Genomic DNA, 18,635 nt, shown 5'->3' with positions numbered 1-18,635 from the left:
TATCACCTCGATTTTTGTCATCGTAAAGTTGACTATTATACTAACGTCTTAGAATTAGTTGCTTTCTTTTGCAGCAGCATATTCAGCATTACGTTTCTTCATTTGTTTTGCATACCACCAGAAGATCAAACCATATGCGATCAAAGCAAGAGCTGCATAGATAATAAACTCGATTTGTCCTTCAGAAGCCTTACCAACTAAGTAAGCCAAGAACTGTTCGATAGGTCCTTCTTTAGTAGCTTCAGCAATCTGTGTACCTGAACCAACACCGGCAGGGAAAGCACCAACTTGTTTAGCAACACCTGTGATGAATGGAGCAGATAATGTACCAGCCCACAAGAAGATAGGCATTTCAATAGCACCGATAACGATCATACGAATGATCTTACCACGAGTAACAACTAACAAAGCAGGTGTAACACCCATAGCAATGATAGAACCTAAAGGCATGATATGGTTACCAGGAAGTACCAATGCTTCAACCAACATGATAGGAGCTAAAACGTTAGCTGCAGCCCAAATTTCGGCACGGCCAGCGATAAATGGCCAGTCAAGACCAATGTTGAATGTACGTCCCTTAAATCTCTTAGTAGCAAAATCAGAAATACCTTGTGACAATGGTTCAACAGCGGCGATAAACCAAGAACCGATCAAACTAAACAGTTCCAAACATGTACCACCAGTGAAGGCTAATGTCAAAATTGTCTGAACGTCTTGTTTTGAAAGCAAGCCGATGAAGACACCTAAGTAAACACCAATGGCAAAGTGACTGCCCCAGAAACCGATCTTTTTGTTCAATTCGGCGGAGTCAAAGTCATACTTGTCCAACCAAGGGAAAAGTTTATCAAATATCTTATCAAATACCATGATAATTGGGTTCATCATGTAGTTCAAATGGGTTGTAGTCATCGGGTTTTCATCCGGTGCATCCAACAGATCGTTGAAGGTTGGCTTCATCAGATCAGAGTTAACGATCTTCAAAGCACCAATGTATAAGATCAAAAGCGTAGCGACAAATAGGTTAGCACCGAAGTACATAGCCATCAAAGCCGTAAATGAAATATGCCAAATATTAAAAATATCAACATCCAACGTATTTGTCTTGTTTAAAACCAACATTACAACGTTTAACAAGATCATAATAAGTAAGAAGAACAAAGTATATGGGGAACCCCAAGTAATAGTACCCAATGGAGCCCAGCCAACGTCAGTGATCGACAAGTGAATACCTGTTGATTTAACAAAATCGACCAACGGCTTTTGGTATGCAGTTGTCAATAAGTTGATAATGTCACCAATAGCTGTCAAGGCGATGGCTAAACGAATACCACCTTCCAAGGCACGAGAAAACTTGACCCCAAACAACAGCGCTAATAGTGTTAAGACGATCAACATGATCGGAGCAGCCCCCAGATCGATGATCGGCTTGAATACCGCATTAGCGATATCAATAATAGTTTGCATTAAAAATTTCACTCCTTTTTATAATAGAAAATTATTGCTTTTTAAAAATTTAATGCCTTAATTTTAACGAAGAGTGTTTATTTTAAGCCCTCTTTTTTGATTGTTTCTTCTACCTTGTCATAAACAGGTTTTGCCATTGCAGCGATCCGATACAAAATAGGACCAGCATCAATTACAGGGATAGAAGGCGTAAATCCTAAGTCAGTTTTAGCAATTGGGGTGAAAATATCATATTTGCTGATCATATCTTCGGTAATGTCTTTAACCATGACAGCGTCACATTTAACGTCGTATCCACGATCTCCCATTTCTCTTTCCAATGCATCTTTGATTTGATGACTTGAATTAACTCCTGCTCCACATGCTGCTAAAATCTTGATCATAATAAGTTCCTCCTTAAAATAATTAAATATATGTTTTACATATTTTGTTCTTCAAACGATCTCTTCAAAAATTTATAAATCGCGGAAGTATCCGTACTCTTGAAAAACGGTCCTAAGTCGTTAGGAGAAGTTGTGGTACAAAAATTCATGATCTGAGCTAAAATATTTGATTGCCCTTCTGGGTCATTGTTCAAAATCATGAATAAAAATTTAACTTCCATGCTCGAACTAGGATCGATCATATTTTTGAATGTGACCGGATGTTCCAAATGAACTGGGATCACACGGCGAACATTAACAAATTCGCCTTCTGTATGCGGGATCGCAATATTTGGAAGACTTTCATCAACGACACTCAAGTCTATTCCAGTTGGATAGTCTTTTTCACGCCCGATGACATTTTCATAAAATGCGGGTTTGACCAGCCCCTCTGAAAGTAGCTTGTCTGAAATTTCTTTAATGACCTCTTCTGCCGTTGTCTTCGAAGAAAGATAGACAGTGTCCTCAACAAAAAGTGGTTCCTCTTTCTCTGTCTGCACTTTAGTCGATCTCCTTTCTTGTTTATTTTTGTTCAATAATGTTTACAAACTAATAGTATAGCGAAATTTTGAGAATGTCAACCACAAATTTGAAAAGGCTTTCCAGTTTAGTTGTACACGATTAAATGCCTGAATCGTTGGTGTTTCAACCAGAAGCCCAAGACTTCAACTGTATATCGACCTAGCAATCAATATTAAACATTTCTAATCTTTTCCTTTTCCAAATAGTAGTTAACGTTATCCTCATCTCACCAACAAATAGTACCTATAATTAAGCAATGTAACCGAAGTCATAAAAATATTTTTATCTAAGGGTTTTATACGCTTATTTCTAGTTAGTCTTGACTTATTGCTTGTCTAATGATAATTTTAGCTTTGAATAAACAATTAAAAACATTAATAAACAAGGATGGTCTTTATGTCAAATAAAATTTTAGCGATCACTATGAATCCTTCTGTCGATATTTCTTATCCTATTACTCACTTAGATATAGACACAGTCAACCGTGTCTCAAATGTTACTAAAACGGCCGGAGGTAAAGGCCTTAACGTTGCACGAGTGATCCACCAATTAAATGAACCCGTTTCAACCAGCGGAGTTTTAGGCGGAACGATTGGTGATTATATTTCTAAACAATTAAAAGAAGTCGGATTGCAAGAACAGTTTCTACACATCACACAAGAATCACGCAACTGTATCGCTATTCTCCATGATGATGGCCAACAGACCGAGATATTAGAAGCAGGCCCGGCACTAACGGCACAACAACAAGAAGAGTTTATGCAACATTTTACAAATCTTCTAAGTGAAGTCAGCTTGGTAACTATTTCAGGCAGCTTACCACAAGGTTTTACCGCTGATCTTTACGCGCAAATGATCGAGGCTGCTGCCAAGCAAAATGTTAAAGTGATCCTTGATTCATCTGGAAAGTCACTAACAGCTGGAATCTCAGGCGCAAATAAACCATTATTGATCAAGCCTAATCAAGAAGAGATCGCCCAACTTGTTGGCCGAAAATTAAAAGACCTGACGGATCTGCAAGAAGTACTATTAAACGAAGAAATATTTACTAACTTGGAGTGGGTCGTTGTTTCTCTTGGTAAAGATGGTGCTTTAGCCAAGGTTGGTCAAGAAATATATCGTGTCTCAATACCAAAGATTAATGTAGTCAATCCTGTTGGCTCTGGAGATTCGACAGTTGCCGGTTTAGCTGTTGGGATCAACAGAAACGAAACCATACCCACTGTTTTAAAGACGGCTATGACTACTGGAATGTTAAATACCATGGAAAAAGAAACTGGTCATATTGACCCTTCCTTGTTTGACGAGTACTTCAACAAAGTGTCCGTGGAAAAATTAAATTAAGCATATAAAATATAGAAAGAAGTCAGTGCTTTGAATAAATACGAAGAAATGTGCGCGCAAAATCCAACATATACTATTAAGAAAACTACAGATCAAGCTTTTGCCAAATATGGCAAGATCTATACTAATTATGATGTTTCAGATGTGATCAAATATATGGACGACAATATTACCATCGATCAAACAAGTAATGTCTATGTACCTTCTAACGCTGAATTAGAAAAAGTACCTTCCATGCAAACGATTGGAACAGATATCTATGCCGGCATGCCTTTTGAAGCAGGTGAATGTACTGGTCAATCTTCAAACTTCACAGCCGTTGAATATCATCAAGGCAGTGAATTAAATGTTATGTTAACCGATGTTGTCATGGTTTTAGGTAAAAGAAGTGTCTTAGAAGAAAGCGGCACATTCAATGCTAAAGAACAAGCTGAACTTTTCTTTGTTCCACGTGGAACAGTCGTTGAATTTTATAGTGATACCCTACATTACAGCCCGATCAAAGTCGACGATTCAGGTTTTAAAATCATAGTGATGTTGCCAGCTGGATCAAATCAGCCTCTACCGGAAAATTTCCATTCCAATAACCCGCGGATCGTTAAGAAAAATAAATTTCAAGTGGTCCATGAATCACGGACTGATAAAATTGAACAAGGCGCACAAATCGGAGTTTCAGGCGATTTGATCGAACTTTCTCCTTTGAAATAAACATGTAGCATGTGAGTACTATTTAACCTTGAGTTTTGGGACTCAATGATGAGGACAGGTAAAAAACTGAGAGACAGAAAATCACTTTTGATTTTTCTGTCTCTCAGTTTTTGTTAGTATGATGCTAATAAACCACACGTTATACATGTGCGACTCGAGAGGCTTCTAGCAAAAAAGACCTTCCCTCAGCTAAAATAGTCAGTGGCTACCAACCGCTAACTAAAAAATGAAGGGAGATCTTGAAATGTCTAAAGACGATAGTAGCTTAGCATATACAAGGTGGAATTGTAAATATCATCTGGTGTTTACGCCAAAATATAGAAGAAAGGTCATTTATAAAGAAATCAGAAAATATATCGGGTAAATACTGCGGAGATTGTGTGAAAATAAAGATGTTGAGATTATTGAAGCTCATGCGATGCCAGATCACGTGCATATACTGGTTAGAATTCCACCAAAATTAAGTGTATCGTCTTTTATGGGATACTTAATAGGATCGGCATCCAAATAGATAGGTTTGGCAGGGCAGACTTAAACGATCTTCTCAAAAAGTTCAATGCTCACTATCAAACACCACTCAACAAAAAGACGATCGAACAAATCATCTATCAAAGTAACAAGCAACGCTTTATTATTGAAGGCCGTACGATCCGCGCTTTATACGGACATAGTATTCCTGTTGAACCACTTGAACCAGCAGCAGATCCGCCAGAAACCCTTTATCATGGAACTTCTCATATAGCTGCAAAATTAATTCAACAAGAAGGACTTAAAGATTGCAGCTCAAAAAGCTAATGCGTCGGATATCTCTTTTTATCCAACAAAAAACGGGATCTGGTTAGTAGACTATCTTCCGCCAAAATTCATTTCAATAAAATAAAAAATTTTTGCCTGCTTTATCTTAATGTTTTTGCTTTTCGTGATAACGAGCAAGTATTTGTTCGCAAACGTCAGTAAAAATTTCCCTGATTATACTAGACAACAAAAAAGAGAGCTTATCTGCCCTCTTCTTTTTGTAGTAATACACATATTGCTTATCAGCCTTTTTTCTAGCATTCCTAAAGCACACTATCGTAACAAATGAATGTTATGGGGTTGAGCAGCAGTGATCTTAGGATGATCCTGTAAATACTGAATGATCAATTTTGGCATATCGTCAGCATATTCACGCACGATTTTATCAGCACTAAACATGGGATAATCCCCGCCGCCAACACCTCGATACTGATTCAACACTACTTCTACCTCTTGTTCATCTAATAATTCGGCACCAGCATGAAAAATTTTGCCAACTCTTTGCCCGACTGGTTTATGCAAATCAAAAGTGTAATCTAGACCCGTGTAGTAATCGTAATTATACAATTCTACCTTTGGCGTACTAAATTCTGCATAAATTTGCAGAGACCCATCTTCTCTTAATTCAAAAAAAGAAGCACATCTTTCAAGCGCCGCTCTTAAGTCGGCACCGGTTACTTTTTCAACCACCAAGGTATTAGGATAAACATAACTATTCATCACATTACGCACAGTCACGTTCTTGCCGAATCCTCGCACATCATCATTAAATAAAGCAGTTCCAGATATTTCAGTACCAGTTGCTTCCATTTGAACATGGTTAACTAAATCTAAGTAAGCGTGTCCCCGGGCACGAGCTTTCATATGGTCAGTGATCCGCATGTCCCCTGTGATCGTAGCAACTGGCTGGTCTAACCATTTTTGTGTATCATCGTACCACTGTTCTGAGACCTGTTGCAGATCTTGTGCTAATTGCTGTCCGGACACTGGTATTAACTGGGCTGTGGAGCGTTTGACGTGCTTTTTTTCGTCAAGTTCCAGCACAATTTTTCCAACATCACTTCCCCGATACCCAGGCTGTGTTACCGGAATCCCATTAACAATGGCTGCCTCTCGCCGATGCTGGTGTCCAGTCACTAAAGCATCAATTTCTGGTATTTCACGTAAAATAGCCGATCCTTCATTTTCACCTGTCTGTTTTTCAGTCGGCTGACCCGTGATCAGATCTGCTTCGAAACCGCCATGATACGCTGCAAGTAAAACGTCAACTTGTGAACGCAATTGGGCAACTGTTCCTTTTAAAGTATCAAGTGCCGAGGCGAAGTGCAGCCCACAGATATTTGTGGGGTCCTCCCAATGAGGAATAAACTGTGTCGTTAATCCGACGATCCCGATCTTGACACCTTTTTCTTCAATGATTTTATACGGCGCATCAAGGATCCGTGAAGAACTTTCCCCGCTGATATTTGCACCTAATATTGGAAAACTACGCTCTTTTAGCACCTGACCCAAATAATCTAATCCGTAATTAAACTCATGATTACCCAAAACCGCAGCGTCAGGTTTTAAAAGATTGACCAGCGAAATAATTTTCTGAGAATAATCAGTGGTTTCCCTAGTATTATAGGCATAAGAATCCATTGGTGACCCTTCGATAATGTCGCCATTTTCAATATAAAGAACTATTTCATTCGGTCTTTCATCTGCTTTAACCTTCCTGATCAAACTTGCAGCCTTTAAAAATCCAAATTCGTGGTGATCATCTATCGTACTAAAATCAGTCGGATAAAAATAACCGTGAACATCACTTGTAGATAAGATCGTGATTTTCATTTAAACTAACTTCTTTCTAATAGAACCTGAAATGAGATCGATCATTGTAACCATTACGATGATACCCAATAAAATAATACCGACCCGCGGCCAGTTTCTTGTCTGGATCGCAAACAATAATGGCGTCCCGATCCCGCCGGCCCCGACCATCCCAAGAATCGAAGCAGAACGAACCGCGATCTCAAAGCGATATAATGTATAAGATAAGAATTCGGGCATGATCGTAGGCATGGTAGCTAGAAGCCACATGTCAGCCTTACTTCCGCCAGCAGACTGAATAGCTTCTTCAGAACCACGGTCCATATTTTCGATCGCCTCGCCAAACAACTTACCTAGCATCCCGATCGAATGGATCGAAACAGCCAACACCCCGGCAAATGACCCCGGACCAACTGCTTTAATAAACATAATAGCCAAAACTAGCTCTGGAAAAGTCCGGATAAAAACTAAGACAAACTTTCCACTTGAAGAACGCAGATGAAGTTTATTTTCTTCCGGCCCACGCGCTGCCCAAAAGGCAAAGGGCACACTTAAAATCGCAGAAACAAACGTCCCCAAAAAAGCAATAGCAAGCGTTTGGATGATCAAGCTAAACAGATCTTCCCCACTACCATCGTAAAAATAGCCCCATTCGGGATGAAAGAGCCCATTAACGATCGATTTTGAAACCTCGCCAGCTGATTCCTGCAGACCGCTAAATTTAAGACCTGTGATAGACCACACGTAAAATAAAAGGACTATAACAGCCCAGAAGATCCAGCCATATCGTGCAGCAAAATTTTGTTTTTTAATATTTTCTGTCATTGCAATCTCTCCCTTAAACTGTTGCTGACTGAATCGATCACTATAACAATCAATAAGATAGCAATAACGATCACAGCCGTTTGATCATATCTAAATGAAGACAAGGAGCGTTGCAAATAGACACCAATACCGCCCGCGCCTAAATAACCAAGAACGGTCGAAGCACGAACATTGATCTCAAATGTATATAGAAAATAACTGACAAAACTGTTTAAAACTTGAGGAACTACGGCAAAGACAACTACTTGTACATTATTAGCACCTGCAGCTCTTAAAGCCTCCAACGGACCATCATCAATAGTTTCAATGGTTTCATAAAATAGTTTAGAGATCATTCCGAATGAAAACACAGCTAATGTCCAAACACCAGCAGTTGAACCGATCCCCACGATCGCCACAAACAAGGCAGCTAATAAAAGATCCGGCAATGTTCTGACCAAGTTTAAAATAAACCGTATGACCCCTCGAACAACTGCATTTTTAATTAAATTTCGCGCAGCTAAAATAGAAAATGGGATAGCGATCAAAGTCCCGATGGTCGTTCCGATCAAAGCCATTTGAATTGTTTCTAATATCGGTTGGATCACAATGTTTGTATAATCCCAAGCAGGGTGTGCCATCCGACTAAGTAAATCGAAAAACTGATCTAAGTTAGTAAAAAATTCACCCCAATTAACGCCTGTCATAACTGCTGAACCCCACAATAACAGGAGAAAGATGAACGTTCCAACCAGTCCTTTAACATGATATTTCTGTACGAAAGTACGTTTTGGAATAAGATCTTTATCCATGGACAGCGCCTCCTGTCACAGGATGACTTTCGCTGTAGATCTCAGCAAAATCATCTTCAGAAACTTCGGCGATCGGCTTATCATAAACTAACTGTCCTGCACGTAAACCGATGATCCTATCAGCATATTTCATTGCAAGCGGCACCGAGTGCAAGTTAGCTAAAACTGTTATTCCTAAATCTTTATTCAAACTAAGTAAGTCATCCATCACTGCATTAGTAGTCAATGGATCAAGTGAGGCGATCGGTTCGTCCGCCAACATAATTTTAGGATCCTGCATTAAGGCACGTGCAATAGCTACACGCTGCTGTTGTCCGCCAGAAAGCTCATCGACCCTGGTATATAGTTTTTCAACCATATTCACTCTTTTTAAAGAGTTGATCGCACGCTGTTTATCTTCTGCAGAAAACAATCCTAGTGAACTTTTCCAAGTTGAATAATACCCAACTCTACCGGACAAGACATTTCTTCTGACGCTTGCCCGATCAACTAAATTAAAATCTTGGAAGATCATACCAATACTTCGTCTGAGATTGCGGAGGTCCTTCCCCTTATACCCAACGATCGACTGACCATCGACTTTCAAATCACCACTAGTAACATCGTGCATCCTATTGATCGAACGAAGAAGAGTACTTTTTCCCGCGCCAGATAAACCAACTACGGCAACAAACTCACCATCATATATTTTTAGATCAATATCTTTCAGCCCTACTGTTCCGTTAGGATACACCTTTTGTACGTCATCAAATTCGATCATAACTGGTCTGTCGCTCATTTTAAATCCACCCTTCATGCCGCACATTTGCAGCTAGATATAACTAAGAGCAGAAACAATAGTTACTCGTTTCTGCCCCCTTTTTAAAAACATAAAATCGCTACAACTTAAGAAATACTAATAAATAAAAGAATGTTTGGTTAGGAACTGTGAAACAGAAAGCCCTGTTTATCCAGCTCGGAGCTGGCCGTGCAAAAATGCACTATAAGGTTCGAGTCCGATAATGCACGTTGTCTCCCAAATTTCTCTACCCTGTTTTTATTTATCCAGTTTTTCTGCTGTTTTATCGTATTCACGGATTATATCAAAATTGCTATCCTTGGAATCTGCATAACCTTCATGGGAATAAACACTTGATACAATGTCATGACCCTTTTTAGTTTTGGCGATATCCTTAAATGCTTTAGCGATCTTCTTTTGCCATTTTCCATCCATATCTCCACGGACGGTAATAGTATCATTCGGGATCTTTTTAGTAGTATAGATCGGAACAACTTTGTCATTAACATCGGGTGCGTCTTTTTTGACCAAATTACGTGCACTTTGGAAAACAAAAGCAGCATCAGTATTTTTGTTGTAAACAGACAGAACTCCTTGATCATGTCCTTTTACCTGTGCTGTTTTAATACCATTTTTGTTAATATTCACGCCATGTTTATACATTTCAACCGCAGGGAAGATCCATCCGGCAGTTGATGTTGTATCTTGAACAGCAATTTTCTTACCCTTAAGATCGTCTAACGTTTTTATACCACTATCCTTACGTACCAAGATCTGTGAACGATAGTAATCAACATTCTTGCTGCCTGGATGATCATCTTTTCCGAGGACTTCTTTACGTTCAGCCTGTAAAATAGCCTTGGCATTATTTTGTTTATGTGCCAAAACATAAGCATCTGGCGGCAAGAAACCTACATCAACTTTTTTGGAACCCATTGCTTCCACAATAGTATTGTAATCAGTCGAAACACTAACCTTCACTGGGATACCTAACTGCTTTTTTAATAATTTTTCCAAAGGCTTGGCCTTAGCTTCGATCGTTGTTGCATTGGACGAAGGCACAAACTGGACCGTTAATTCTTTAGGCTTATATGTATCTGAATCTTTGGAGCTTTTATTACCGCACGCTGCCAAACTAACTGCACACAAGAGTCCAGACGCGACAATTGCAGCTTTTTTAAAAAACTTCATTCGAAATTCCCCCACTTCGGTTTGTCTAATATGAACCTCTACTTCCAAAAGCTATTATAAACAAAAATTAAGCACTTAATCAAGGATAAAAACGAATGTTTACATAAAAAACATCTAAAATAGTTCCATTTTTTACAAAAATATATTTTATATGCCCCAGTAAAACGTATTTATTTATATTTTTCCTGAATTATTCATACTTTTCGTTGCAGTTAAAACTTTGTGCAAAGTTACTTTAGTGTGTAAAAAAAGCAGCTTTTTGTTAGTTTTGTTGTCGGACTGTTTAAAAAAGGACAGACTTCACCCTTTCCCTAAGAAAAACATTTTTTATTTTGTGAGTTCACAGCGGATATATTTTTAGATTTTGAATCTTGAACAGTGTCTGCCAAAATAATTTATCGAACACATTGGTCTGAGATAAATGGACCCAGACTTGACGCGCATGGTGCGTGACCTTAGCTGCCACATGGAGTAATTTAAAACGGATCGTCCCGACCTGAGCGTGTTTAAGCTTTGTTGGTAAAACTAAGTTCTTCATGGCTTGCAGTATATTATAAGCGACCCCAGCTACCAGCTTCCGGAACTCATTGGCCTCAAAACTAGAACTGTCCGTTTTATCAAAGTGAAAGCCACGTTTAACTTCTTTGATCAAGTCTTCCATGGAACCGCGTTGGTGATAGAGGGCAAAGACTTGTGGACCGCTTAATTCTTCCAAGTTGGTCACGATAAACTCATGGTCAAACAGAAAGTTGCCCGCCGGCCGCGTTGATTTAATAATCACACGATAAGGTCGTGACCAACTTTGAGGACAATAGTCTCGCAGGACATGCCATTGGACTTCAGCTTCGGTGAAGTCCTGGTCACCCACTTGGATCAGGTGCTCAGCCCGACTTTGGAGCTGGTAGTTCGCTTTTAAACGAATCACGAACTTAGCCTGCTTTTTATCACACGCATGGTAGATCCCTGGAGCTGCGAAACCAGAATCTCCCCGCACTAAGACATCCAGGGAAGATCCGTCATAGGCCCGTAAGCTCCGTAATAAAAATTTAGTCGCACCTTGGGAAGTATAGCGATTGCCGGGGCGTAATTGAGCATTCAACAAGCAGCCCGATAAAGCATCAAAGGCTAGTAAAGGATGATAACCGTTGGTCTGGTAGTGACCGTTATAAGCACTCTTTTCTTGGTCACCAAACGTATCGGCATGTGTCGAATCTAGATCAAGGATCAGCTGATGTTGATTTAGCTGCCCAAGAACAAAGTGAGCTACCGAGCCGAGCAATGATTTGACTGAAAAGAGCCCAGACGCTGAAATGTGATTGATAAAGCGTGAAAGTGTCGGCTGGGAAGCGACCGCTTGAGACAAGACCAGCTTAAAATCAACGGCGTGTGACAAGGTATTAGCCGACTGATCTTGGCAGTATCCTGCCAGCAATTGCAACAGCAACTGCTTAAATAAATTGTTCAAGGGAAAGGTACAATATTTACGGTCATCTTTAAAATGCAAGTTATCTTCTAAGAGCTGGTCAAAGTGAATTTGGTGCAGAAATTCAGCAATTAATAAAGTTCCGGCATCGTTCGCTAACTCACCACCGTCATTAGAAATGTTGATCTGGTCATTGAATAAAAGTTTTTCATGATGTAAAGTTGACATAAGGAGCACTCCTGTTCTTTGTGGTTTTCATCGACTTTACAATAGCACAGGATGTGCTCTTTTTGTACACCCAACAGGTGAAAAACGAAAAAGATGCGAACTAGCATGACAACAACAAAAAGTAGTCCTTAAGGGAAAAGTATGAATAATTCAGGTTTTTGTGAACTTTTTAAAATGTGTTTTTTTGCTGCCGTCGTATTTACATCTACTAATCGGGTAGGAGATAGTTCACACTATCGACCTCCCACACCACCGTACGTACGGAACCGTATACGGCGGTTCAACAACTTAAGCTTTTGCTTGAATAGACTGGTACAGTTTGGACAGATTTATTAGCCCACGCTGTGCCAGTCTTTTATTAGTTATGGTCATCAACAGTGTTTTACTGTGCGCGTTGCGCCAGTATCCCTTACGAGTATTGACGTAGATTTTCGCCTGTTTGGGTGTCAAGCCTAGTTTAATCAATGCTTTATAACGGGTTCCGATATTCTTCCACTGTTTCCAGATATACTGGCGGATGCGCGAGCGCAACCATTTGTCTAGTTGTTGGAGAAAGATTTTCATCTTCCCAATGGAATAATATTGGATCCAGCCCTGCATTTTCTGCTTAATTTCATGCAGGATCCTATCAAGGCTGACGCCTCGGCTTCTCTTGGTGATTCTTGTCAATTCCTGTTTAATTCTCTGTTTAGGTTTTTTATGAGGACGCGGGTAGGCGCTATTGCGTCCCACACCCAGCGAAAAACCTAGAAACTTCAGTCTTAGTGGAGAACCGACTTGCGTCTTTTCTGCATTCACTTCAACCTTGAGTTCCTTTTCTAAAAACTGGGTGATGCTTTTGAGAACCCGTTCACCCGCACGCTTACTTTTAACATAGATATTACAGTCATCCGCATAGCGTACAAATTTATGTCCTCTTTTGGTCAATTCTTTGTCCAGCTCGTTCAGATAAATATTTGCTAGTAATGGTGAAATATTGCCACCTTGCGGTGTACCTTTAGCGGACTTCTCGAAAAATCGACCATTCATAACACCACTCGTCAAGAACTTACGAATCAAATGCAAGACCCATGGCTCACTAATGTAATTTTCAACAAATTTAATTAGTAAATCATGGTTCACATTGTCAAAATAGGACTTTAAATCAAGGTCGACCACGTAGTGATAACCCTGATTATAATAAGCAACCACCTTTTTCACAGCACTTTGTGCACTGCGGTGTGGTCGAAAACCATAACTATTATCTGAGAATACTTTTTCAAAAATAGGAGACAGTTGCTGTTGTAACGCCTGTTGAACCACACGGTCAACGACCGTTGGGATTCCTAACTGACGTTTCGAACCATCTGGCTTAGGAATCTCAACTCGTTTGACAGGTTGGGGTTCATAGCTTTCGGTTCGCAAGGCCTCGATTAGTTTTACGTTATTCTCTTTCAAGTATGGGCCAAGTTCCTCAACGGACATGCCGTCAATTCCTCCAGCCCCTTTATTACGCTTGACATGGACAAAGGCCCGATTTAAATTATTCCGGTCTAAGACCTTCTCACGTAATAAGCCATTTTGAGTTCTCTTTTCACCAGAAACAACGCTACGCGCTCCTGTTTGCTCTGACCCTTCCAGGGTTACCCTCCGCAGGTAGTCAGCTTTATTTTCTGTTTTCTGCGATTGTCGCATTGTTTCCACCTCCAGGATGAATCAAAATTATTGTTGTTCAGCCCTTCACCATTACTGGCTACTATGGCCTCGGCTGACTTCTGTCATGGACAACTCAACATTACTATTGAGCCTGTTCCTGCCAGAAATAACTTCCAGCTTGAGAGAACTACCATGACAGACCTCCCCGGGTAAGAGCAGTAGCTTTCGCATCAAACCGTTGGCTTTACTGTGACGGTTTCGAGTGGTCAGGGACTTCGATTTGTTAAGCAATCTCATCCCACCGTTTCCAGCCTTTTAGCCACTTCTTGTTCATCGATTCGATGTTTCGTCTAGGACTTCCTTCAGATTCTACCTCACGATAGACACCCTTGTCTTCGACTCGTGATACCGGCCACTACGGCTCACAGCGGACTTACACCGCCTAGTTACTGCCCATGCCGGGCGCACTTACAAAAAAAGCCCCCTAAAATATAGGAGACTTTTGTGCAAAAATTATTATTGTTCTTGTTGATAAGCAATGTTTGAAAATTTATTGTACGATTTGATAAACAAAAGTTTGACTGTTCCTCGTGCACCCGCACGATTTTTTTCAATGATCAATTCAACTTCACCAACATCTTGATCTTCTTCATTTTGCTCCTCATCGTCATCGTCATTATCTCGCTCATAATAATCATCACGATATAAGAAGGCAACAATATCCGCATCTTGCTCAATAGAACCAGACTCACGAATATCCGATAAAACCGGCCGCTTATCTTGTCTTTGTTCAACTCCACGTGATAACTGTGATAAAGCAATGATCGGTACTGATAACTCTTTAGCTAGTTTTTTAAGTTGCCGTGAGATCTCAGAGACTTCTTGTTGCCGACTTTCTTTATTCGACCCTTCAATCAACTGCAGGTAATCTACAACGATCAGATCTAAACCATTTTTTTCTTTAGCTAACCGCCGACATTTAGCTCGGATCTCACTCATTTTGATTCCGGGTGTATCATCAATGTAAATATTTGTTTTAGACAAAGCCCCCATGGCAACGATCAAATTTTGCCACTCATTGTCATCTAACTGTCCATTTCGCAAATGATTGGCATTGATCGAGCCTTCCGCACATAACATTCGGTTGACCAGCGATTCCGCGCTCATTTCCAATGAAAAGATAGCAACATTTGAGTCAGTTGCAGTCCCAACATTTTGCGCGATATTCAACGCAAAAGCAGTCTTACCAACAGCAGGCCGTGCCGCCAAGATGATCAAGTTATCAGGTTGCAATCCTGCGGTCATCAAATCAAAATCCCTATATCCGGTCGGTAAACCCGTAATATCTTCATGCTCTTGTGAGAGCTTATCGACTTCTTCCAAGGCTGTTTTTAAAACTTGGTCGATCGGTTTAAAACCGCTGCGATTCCGCCGCTCTGAAACATCCATGATTTGACGCTCAGCATCATCCAGCAAGTTAGGTACGTCTTCATCCTGATTCTGTGCCGAACTCATGATATTGGTTGCTGCAGAGATCAACCTACGCAGCATCGCTTTTTCTTCAACAATTTGCGCATAATACGAGGCATTTGCAGCTGTTGGAACTGCCTGAGCTAATTCAGCGATATAAGCTACTCCGCCCACATCATCGATCTGATTATCCTGCTCCAGCTGGTTCTTAACAGTCACAACATCAATACCCTCACCAGCATCATTGAGTTCGATCATTGCCTGAAACATGATTTGGTGAGCTCGCCGATAAAAGTCATCTGGCTCAACATATTCCATCGCATCAGCTAATGCATCTGTACTCAAGAAAACTGAACCAAGGACTGCTTGCTCAGCTTCAATATTTTGTGGAGGTAAATTGTCCGTCAAAACGTCATTATCCATGACTGTGTTCCTTTCTAGTAATAAAAATTTCTTAGTTTCTAATCATTATAATCGGTTGTACATAAAACGAAAAGAGCCTAAGAATCATCACGTACTCTTAGGCCCTTTTTAAATCATACTGGGCTTTAGCCTCTCAAATTTATTGTTCAGTAATGTGAACCCGGATCTTCGAAGAAACATCATTGTGCAACTTAACCGGCACATTAACATACCCCATTGAACGGATGGGTTCTTTTAATTCCATTTTACGTTTATCGATCTTAATTCCATACTGTTTTTGTAACCCTTGAGCGATCTGCTTAGATGTAACTGAACCAAACAAACGCCCATCCTTGCCAGCTTTGGCCTTCAATTCAACCACATACTTGCCAGATTCAAGTTTTTCTTTAAGATCCTTAGCTTCAGCAATGATCTCTGCTTCTTTTTTAGCCTCAGCATGTTGCTGACCCTTTAACTTGCTCATCGCAGCAGCACTGGCTTGTTTGGCTTTATTATTTTTGATCAAGAAGTTAGCATAACCGTCTGGGATCTCTTTAACTTCTCCACGTTTACCTTTATTTCGCACATCTTGTGTAAAAATAACTTTCATCAAAATACCTCCTAAAATAACAGAGCGACGGAAGACTGGCACTACCGACTATCATGTTACAACACATCTTTTTAGCATCATGGTACGAGAGTCGGCTAGATCATTAACAAAATCTCTTGTCTTCCAAAATTCAACTAATAACAGCGTAGATCACTCTGCTGTCTCTTCTTTATTTTCCTGCTGATCTTGTAAAATTTCAAGCAGTTGTTGTCGTACTTCAGAAACAGTCGTATCTTCAATTTGGGTAGCTGCAACGGACAAGTGTCCGCCACCGCCCATCTGCTCCATGATCAATTGAACATTACGCTTACCACTACTCCGAGCAGATATCCCAACTGAACCTTCACCACGTCTAGTAATAGCGAACGATGCTTCCACGCCGCTAACATCAAGTAACGAATCCGCCGCTTGAGCAGCAGTGACGGGATCATAAGAACGATCATCTTCACCTGCACAAATTGCATTGCCATCATCCATAAACTCGACTCTGTCTATCAAATGACTCCGATTCATATAACTATCAACATTTTCTTTCATAAAATGACTGGATAAAGCTTGATCTGCACCCAGAGCACGCAAATAGCTGGCAGCATCAAAAGTACGTGTTCCAGTATGCTGTGAAAACGACTGCGTGTCAACAACGATACCCGTTAACATAGCAGTAGCTTCAATACGATTGATCGGTTCACTTTCCCGAGCCTGATATTCAAACATTTCGGTGATCAACTCACAAGTTGAACTTGCATAAGGTTCAATATAAACCAACATCGGGTTCTCAGGAAACTCTTCACCACGCCGATGATGATCGATAACCATCAAACGATTTTCCAGTTTGTCGTATAAATCAGGGCTCGCTGAAATCGACCGTTTAGAATGGTCTGCCAAGATCAATAGATCTTCCTGATCGGCTTTTTCAATGGCCTCTTCAGAACTAATGATCGAAGCACTGATCGTTTCATCTTTTTGTAGTTCATCCATTAGACGAGAAACATCCGAATGTAGGTTTTTCTGATCTATAACGACCCAACATTGCTTTTTATTCATTGCAGCGATCCTTCTGATACCCAAACAAGCACCAACTGAATCCATGTCCGGCCTTTGATGCCCCATCACAAAAATCTGCTTAGACTGCCCCATCAAATCTCTGAGCGCTTGTGAGATCATTCGTGCTCGGACTCGCGTTCTTTTAGCCATCGGATCAGTAGTCCCGCCATAAAAGCGCGCCTGTCCATCGACCTTTCGGACAACGACCTGGTCGCCGCCGCGTCCTAAAGCCAAGTCTAAATTATTCTGTGATTGATCAGACAATTCCGACAGGTTATCATCACCATACGCGATACCAATGCTCAGTGTCAGCGGGGAATTTCCCTTGGATGTTTTTTCTCGAATAACATCTAAGATCTTAAATTTTTCATTTTCGATCTTATTTAAGGTTCCTGTATAAGCTAAGATAAAGTAACGATCTTGATCGACCTTTTTCAGAAACATTCCAAATTTTTGCGCCCAGTTTGATAAAGTATTGGCAACAAAACTATCTAAGTTAGAAACTTCTGTGTCATTCAGCGATTTAGTAACTTCATCATAATTATCTAAAAAGACTTGTCCCAAGACCAACTGTGAATCATCATATTTTTTCTGTATCTCAGCATAATGCGTAATATCCAACAAATAAACGACCCGCATGTCCCGTTGGATCAGCAGATTAAAATAATTGTCATGCCATTTAACTTCTACATCATCCTTATGTTCCATATTTTTTTCTATCAAATCGGCTAACTGTGGATCCACTTCATTTAAACTACGGCCTAAAACATCTGCCTTACCAAAATAACTCTGTAAATAAGGATTGACCCAATCGATTTCTTTGTTTTCATTAAACATCAAGATACCGATCGGCATTCTGATCAGCGCATCCTGCTCATCTCGCTGAATACGGTAAGTTAAATCAGAAATATAATCACTTGTTTGCCCACGGATCTCAGTTAAAGTGGTAAAAGCTCCGACAATTACTAAAATCATGATCAATAAAAAGATAACACCAAAGATCCAGTTAAAGGCAAAAGCTAAAATATCACTCACGGTCGCCATTATAATTAATAGAATAGCAACTAGGCGGAACTGCTCGTTTTTAAAGATCTCAGGTATATCACCAAATCTTTGTATAAACTTATTCTTCATAAACCTTCCTCTTCTTTTCCGTCCCCTAATATGCAAA

15 protein-coding genes and 1 pseudogene are annotated in these 18,635 nt (G+C 40.1%); 3 read left to right on the top strand and 13 right to left on the bottom strand.

Features of this window, described 5'->3' with window-relative positions:
• Positions 1 to 54 precede the first annotated feature (54 nt).
• From BQ5903_RS00200 to BQ5903_RS00190, 3 genes are all read right to left on the bottom strand, one after another.
• Entirely contained in the window at positions 55 to 1,464 is a 1,410-nt protein-coding gene (locus BQ5903_RS00200) for a PTS galactitol transporter subunit IIC (RefSeq protein WP_010495572.1), read from the bottom strand.
• A 77-nt stretch (positions 1,465 to 1,541) separates the two neighbouring features.
• Positions 1,542 to 1,847, bottom strand: a complete 306-nt coding sequence (locus BQ5903_RS00195) for a PTS sugar transporter subunit IIB (RefSeq protein ID WP_010495573.1) — start codon at positions 1,845 to 1,847, stop codon at positions 1,542 to 1,544.
• Between the two features lie 35 nt (positions 1,848 to 1,882).
• Complete coding sequence (locus BQ5903_RS00190) at positions 1,883 to 2,386, bottom strand: PTS sugar transporter subunit IIA (RefSeq protein WP_079578322.1); 504 nt, start codon at positions 2,384 to 2,386, stop codon at positions 1,883 to 1,885.
• 418 nt (positions 2,387 to 2,804) lie between these two features.
• Here BQ5903_RS00190 and BQ5903_RS00185 point away from each other — a divergent pair, with 418 nt between their 5' ends.
• The 3 genes and pseudogenes from BQ5903_RS00185 to tnpA all read left to right on the top strand — a co-directional run.
• The gene (locus tag BQ5903_RS00185) at positions 2,805 to 3,752 is read left to right on the top strand and encodes a hexose kinase (RefSeq protein WP_010495575.1); all 948 of its coding nucleotides are present in this window, start codon (positions 2,805 to 2,807) and stop codon (positions 3,750 to 3,752) included.
• A gap of 30 nt (positions 3,753 to 3,782) precedes the next feature.
• Entirely contained in the window at positions 3,783 to 4,460 is a 678-nt protein-coding gene (locus tag BQ5903_RS00180; protein WP_010495576.1) for a DUF4867 family protein, read from the top strand.
• 244 nt (positions 4,461 to 4,704) lie between these two features.
• Positions 4,705 to 5,199, top strand: a pseudogene (tnpA, locus tag BQ5903_RS12540) (IS200/IS605 family transposase); the annotation flags it as partial.
• Positions 5,200 to 5,528: 329 nt separating this feature from the next.
• Here the strand turns inward: tnpA and BQ5903_RS00165 are convergent.
• The 10 genes from BQ5903_RS00165 to BQ5903_RS00120 all read right to left on the bottom strand — a co-directional run bounded on the left by BQ5903_RS00165 (position 5,529) and on the right by BQ5903_RS00120 (position 18,598).
• Positions 5,529 to 7,088 carry a bifunctional metallophosphatase/5'-nucleotidase gene (locus BQ5903_RS00165; RefSeq protein WP_010495583.1) on the bottom strand — a complete coding sequence of 520 codons (1,560 nt, stop codon included), beginning with the start codon at positions 7,086 to 7,088 and terminating at the stop codon, positions 5,529 to 5,531.
• Entirely contained in the window at positions 7,089 to 7,892 is an 804-nt protein-coding gene (gene phnE, locus BQ5903_RS00160; RefSeq protein WP_010495584.1) for a phosphonate ABC transporter, permease protein PhnE, read from the bottom strand.
• Positions 7,889 to 8,683: a phosphonate ABC transporter, permease protein PhnE gene (phnE, locus tag BQ5903_RS00155; protein WP_010495586.1), complete on the bottom strand. Its 795-nt coding sequence runs from the start codon at positions 8,681 to 8,683 to the stop codon at positions 7,889 to 7,891. The genes phnE (BQ5903_RS00160) and phnE (BQ5903_RS00155) overlap by 4 nt, the downstream gene beginning before the upstream one ends.
• Positions 8,676 to 9,461 (bottom strand): phosphonate ABC transporter ATP-binding protein, encoded by a 786-nt coding sequence (gene phnC / locus BQ5903_RS00150; protein ID WP_010495588.1) that lies wholly within the window; start codon positions 9,459 to 9,461, stop codon positions 8,676 to 8,678. Before phnC ends, phnE (BQ5903_RS00155) begins: the two co-directional genes overlap by 8 nt.
• A 258-nt stretch (positions 9,462 to 9,719) precedes the next feature.
• Positions 9,720 to 10,652: a phosphate/phosphite/phosphonate ABC transporter substrate-binding protein gene (locus tag BQ5903_RS00145; RefSeq protein WP_010495589.1), complete on the bottom strand. Its 933-nt coding sequence runs from the start codon at positions 10,650 to 10,652 to the stop codon at positions 9,720 to 9,722.
• A 340-nt stretch (positions 10,653 to 10,992) separates the two neighbouring features.
• A complete protein-coding gene (locus BQ5903_RS00140; RefSeq protein ID WP_079578320.1) occupies positions 10,993 to 12,303 on the bottom strand; it encodes an IS1380 family transposase in 1,311 nt (436 codons plus the stop codon).
• 288 nt (positions 12,304 to 12,591) lie between these two features.
• Entirely contained in the window at positions 12,592 to 13,977 is a 1,386-nt protein-coding gene (gene ltrA / locus BQ5903_RS00135) for a group II intron reverse transcriptase/maturase (RefSeq protein ID WP_079578317.1), read from the bottom strand.
• Positions 13,978 to 14,454: 477 nt separating this feature from the next.
• Positions 14,455 to 15,831: a replicative DNA helicase gene (gene dnaB / locus BQ5903_RS00130; RefSeq protein ID WP_010495592.1), complete on the bottom strand. Its 1,377-nt coding sequence runs from the start codon at positions 15,829 to 15,831 to the stop codon at positions 14,455 to 14,457.
• A gap of 139 nt (positions 15,832 to 15,970) precedes the next feature.
• Complete coding sequence (gene rplI / locus BQ5903_RS00125) at positions 15,971 to 16,420, bottom strand: 50S ribosomal protein L9 (protein ID WP_010495594.1); 450 nt, start codon at positions 16,418 to 16,420, stop codon at positions 15,971 to 15,973.
• Positions 16,421 to 16,570: 150 nt separating this feature from the next.
• Positions 16,571 to 18,598: a DHH family phosphoesterase gene (locus tag BQ5903_RS00120; RefSeq protein WP_010495596.1), complete on the bottom strand. Its 2,028-nt coding sequence runs from the start codon at positions 18,596 to 18,598 to the stop codon at positions 16,571 to 16,573.
• Positions 18,599 to 18,635: the final 37 nt, after the last annotated feature.

The sequence above is a fragment of the Ligilactobacillus acidipiscis genome, assembly GCF_900116935.1.
GTDB classification, from domain to species: domain Bacteria; phylum Bacillota; class Bacilli; order Lactobacillales; family Lactobacillaceae; genus Ligilactobacillus; species Ligilactobacillus acidipiscis.
Note: the sequence above shows the minus strand (reverse complement) of the source record. Positions and strands in the feature narration are given on the sequence as shown.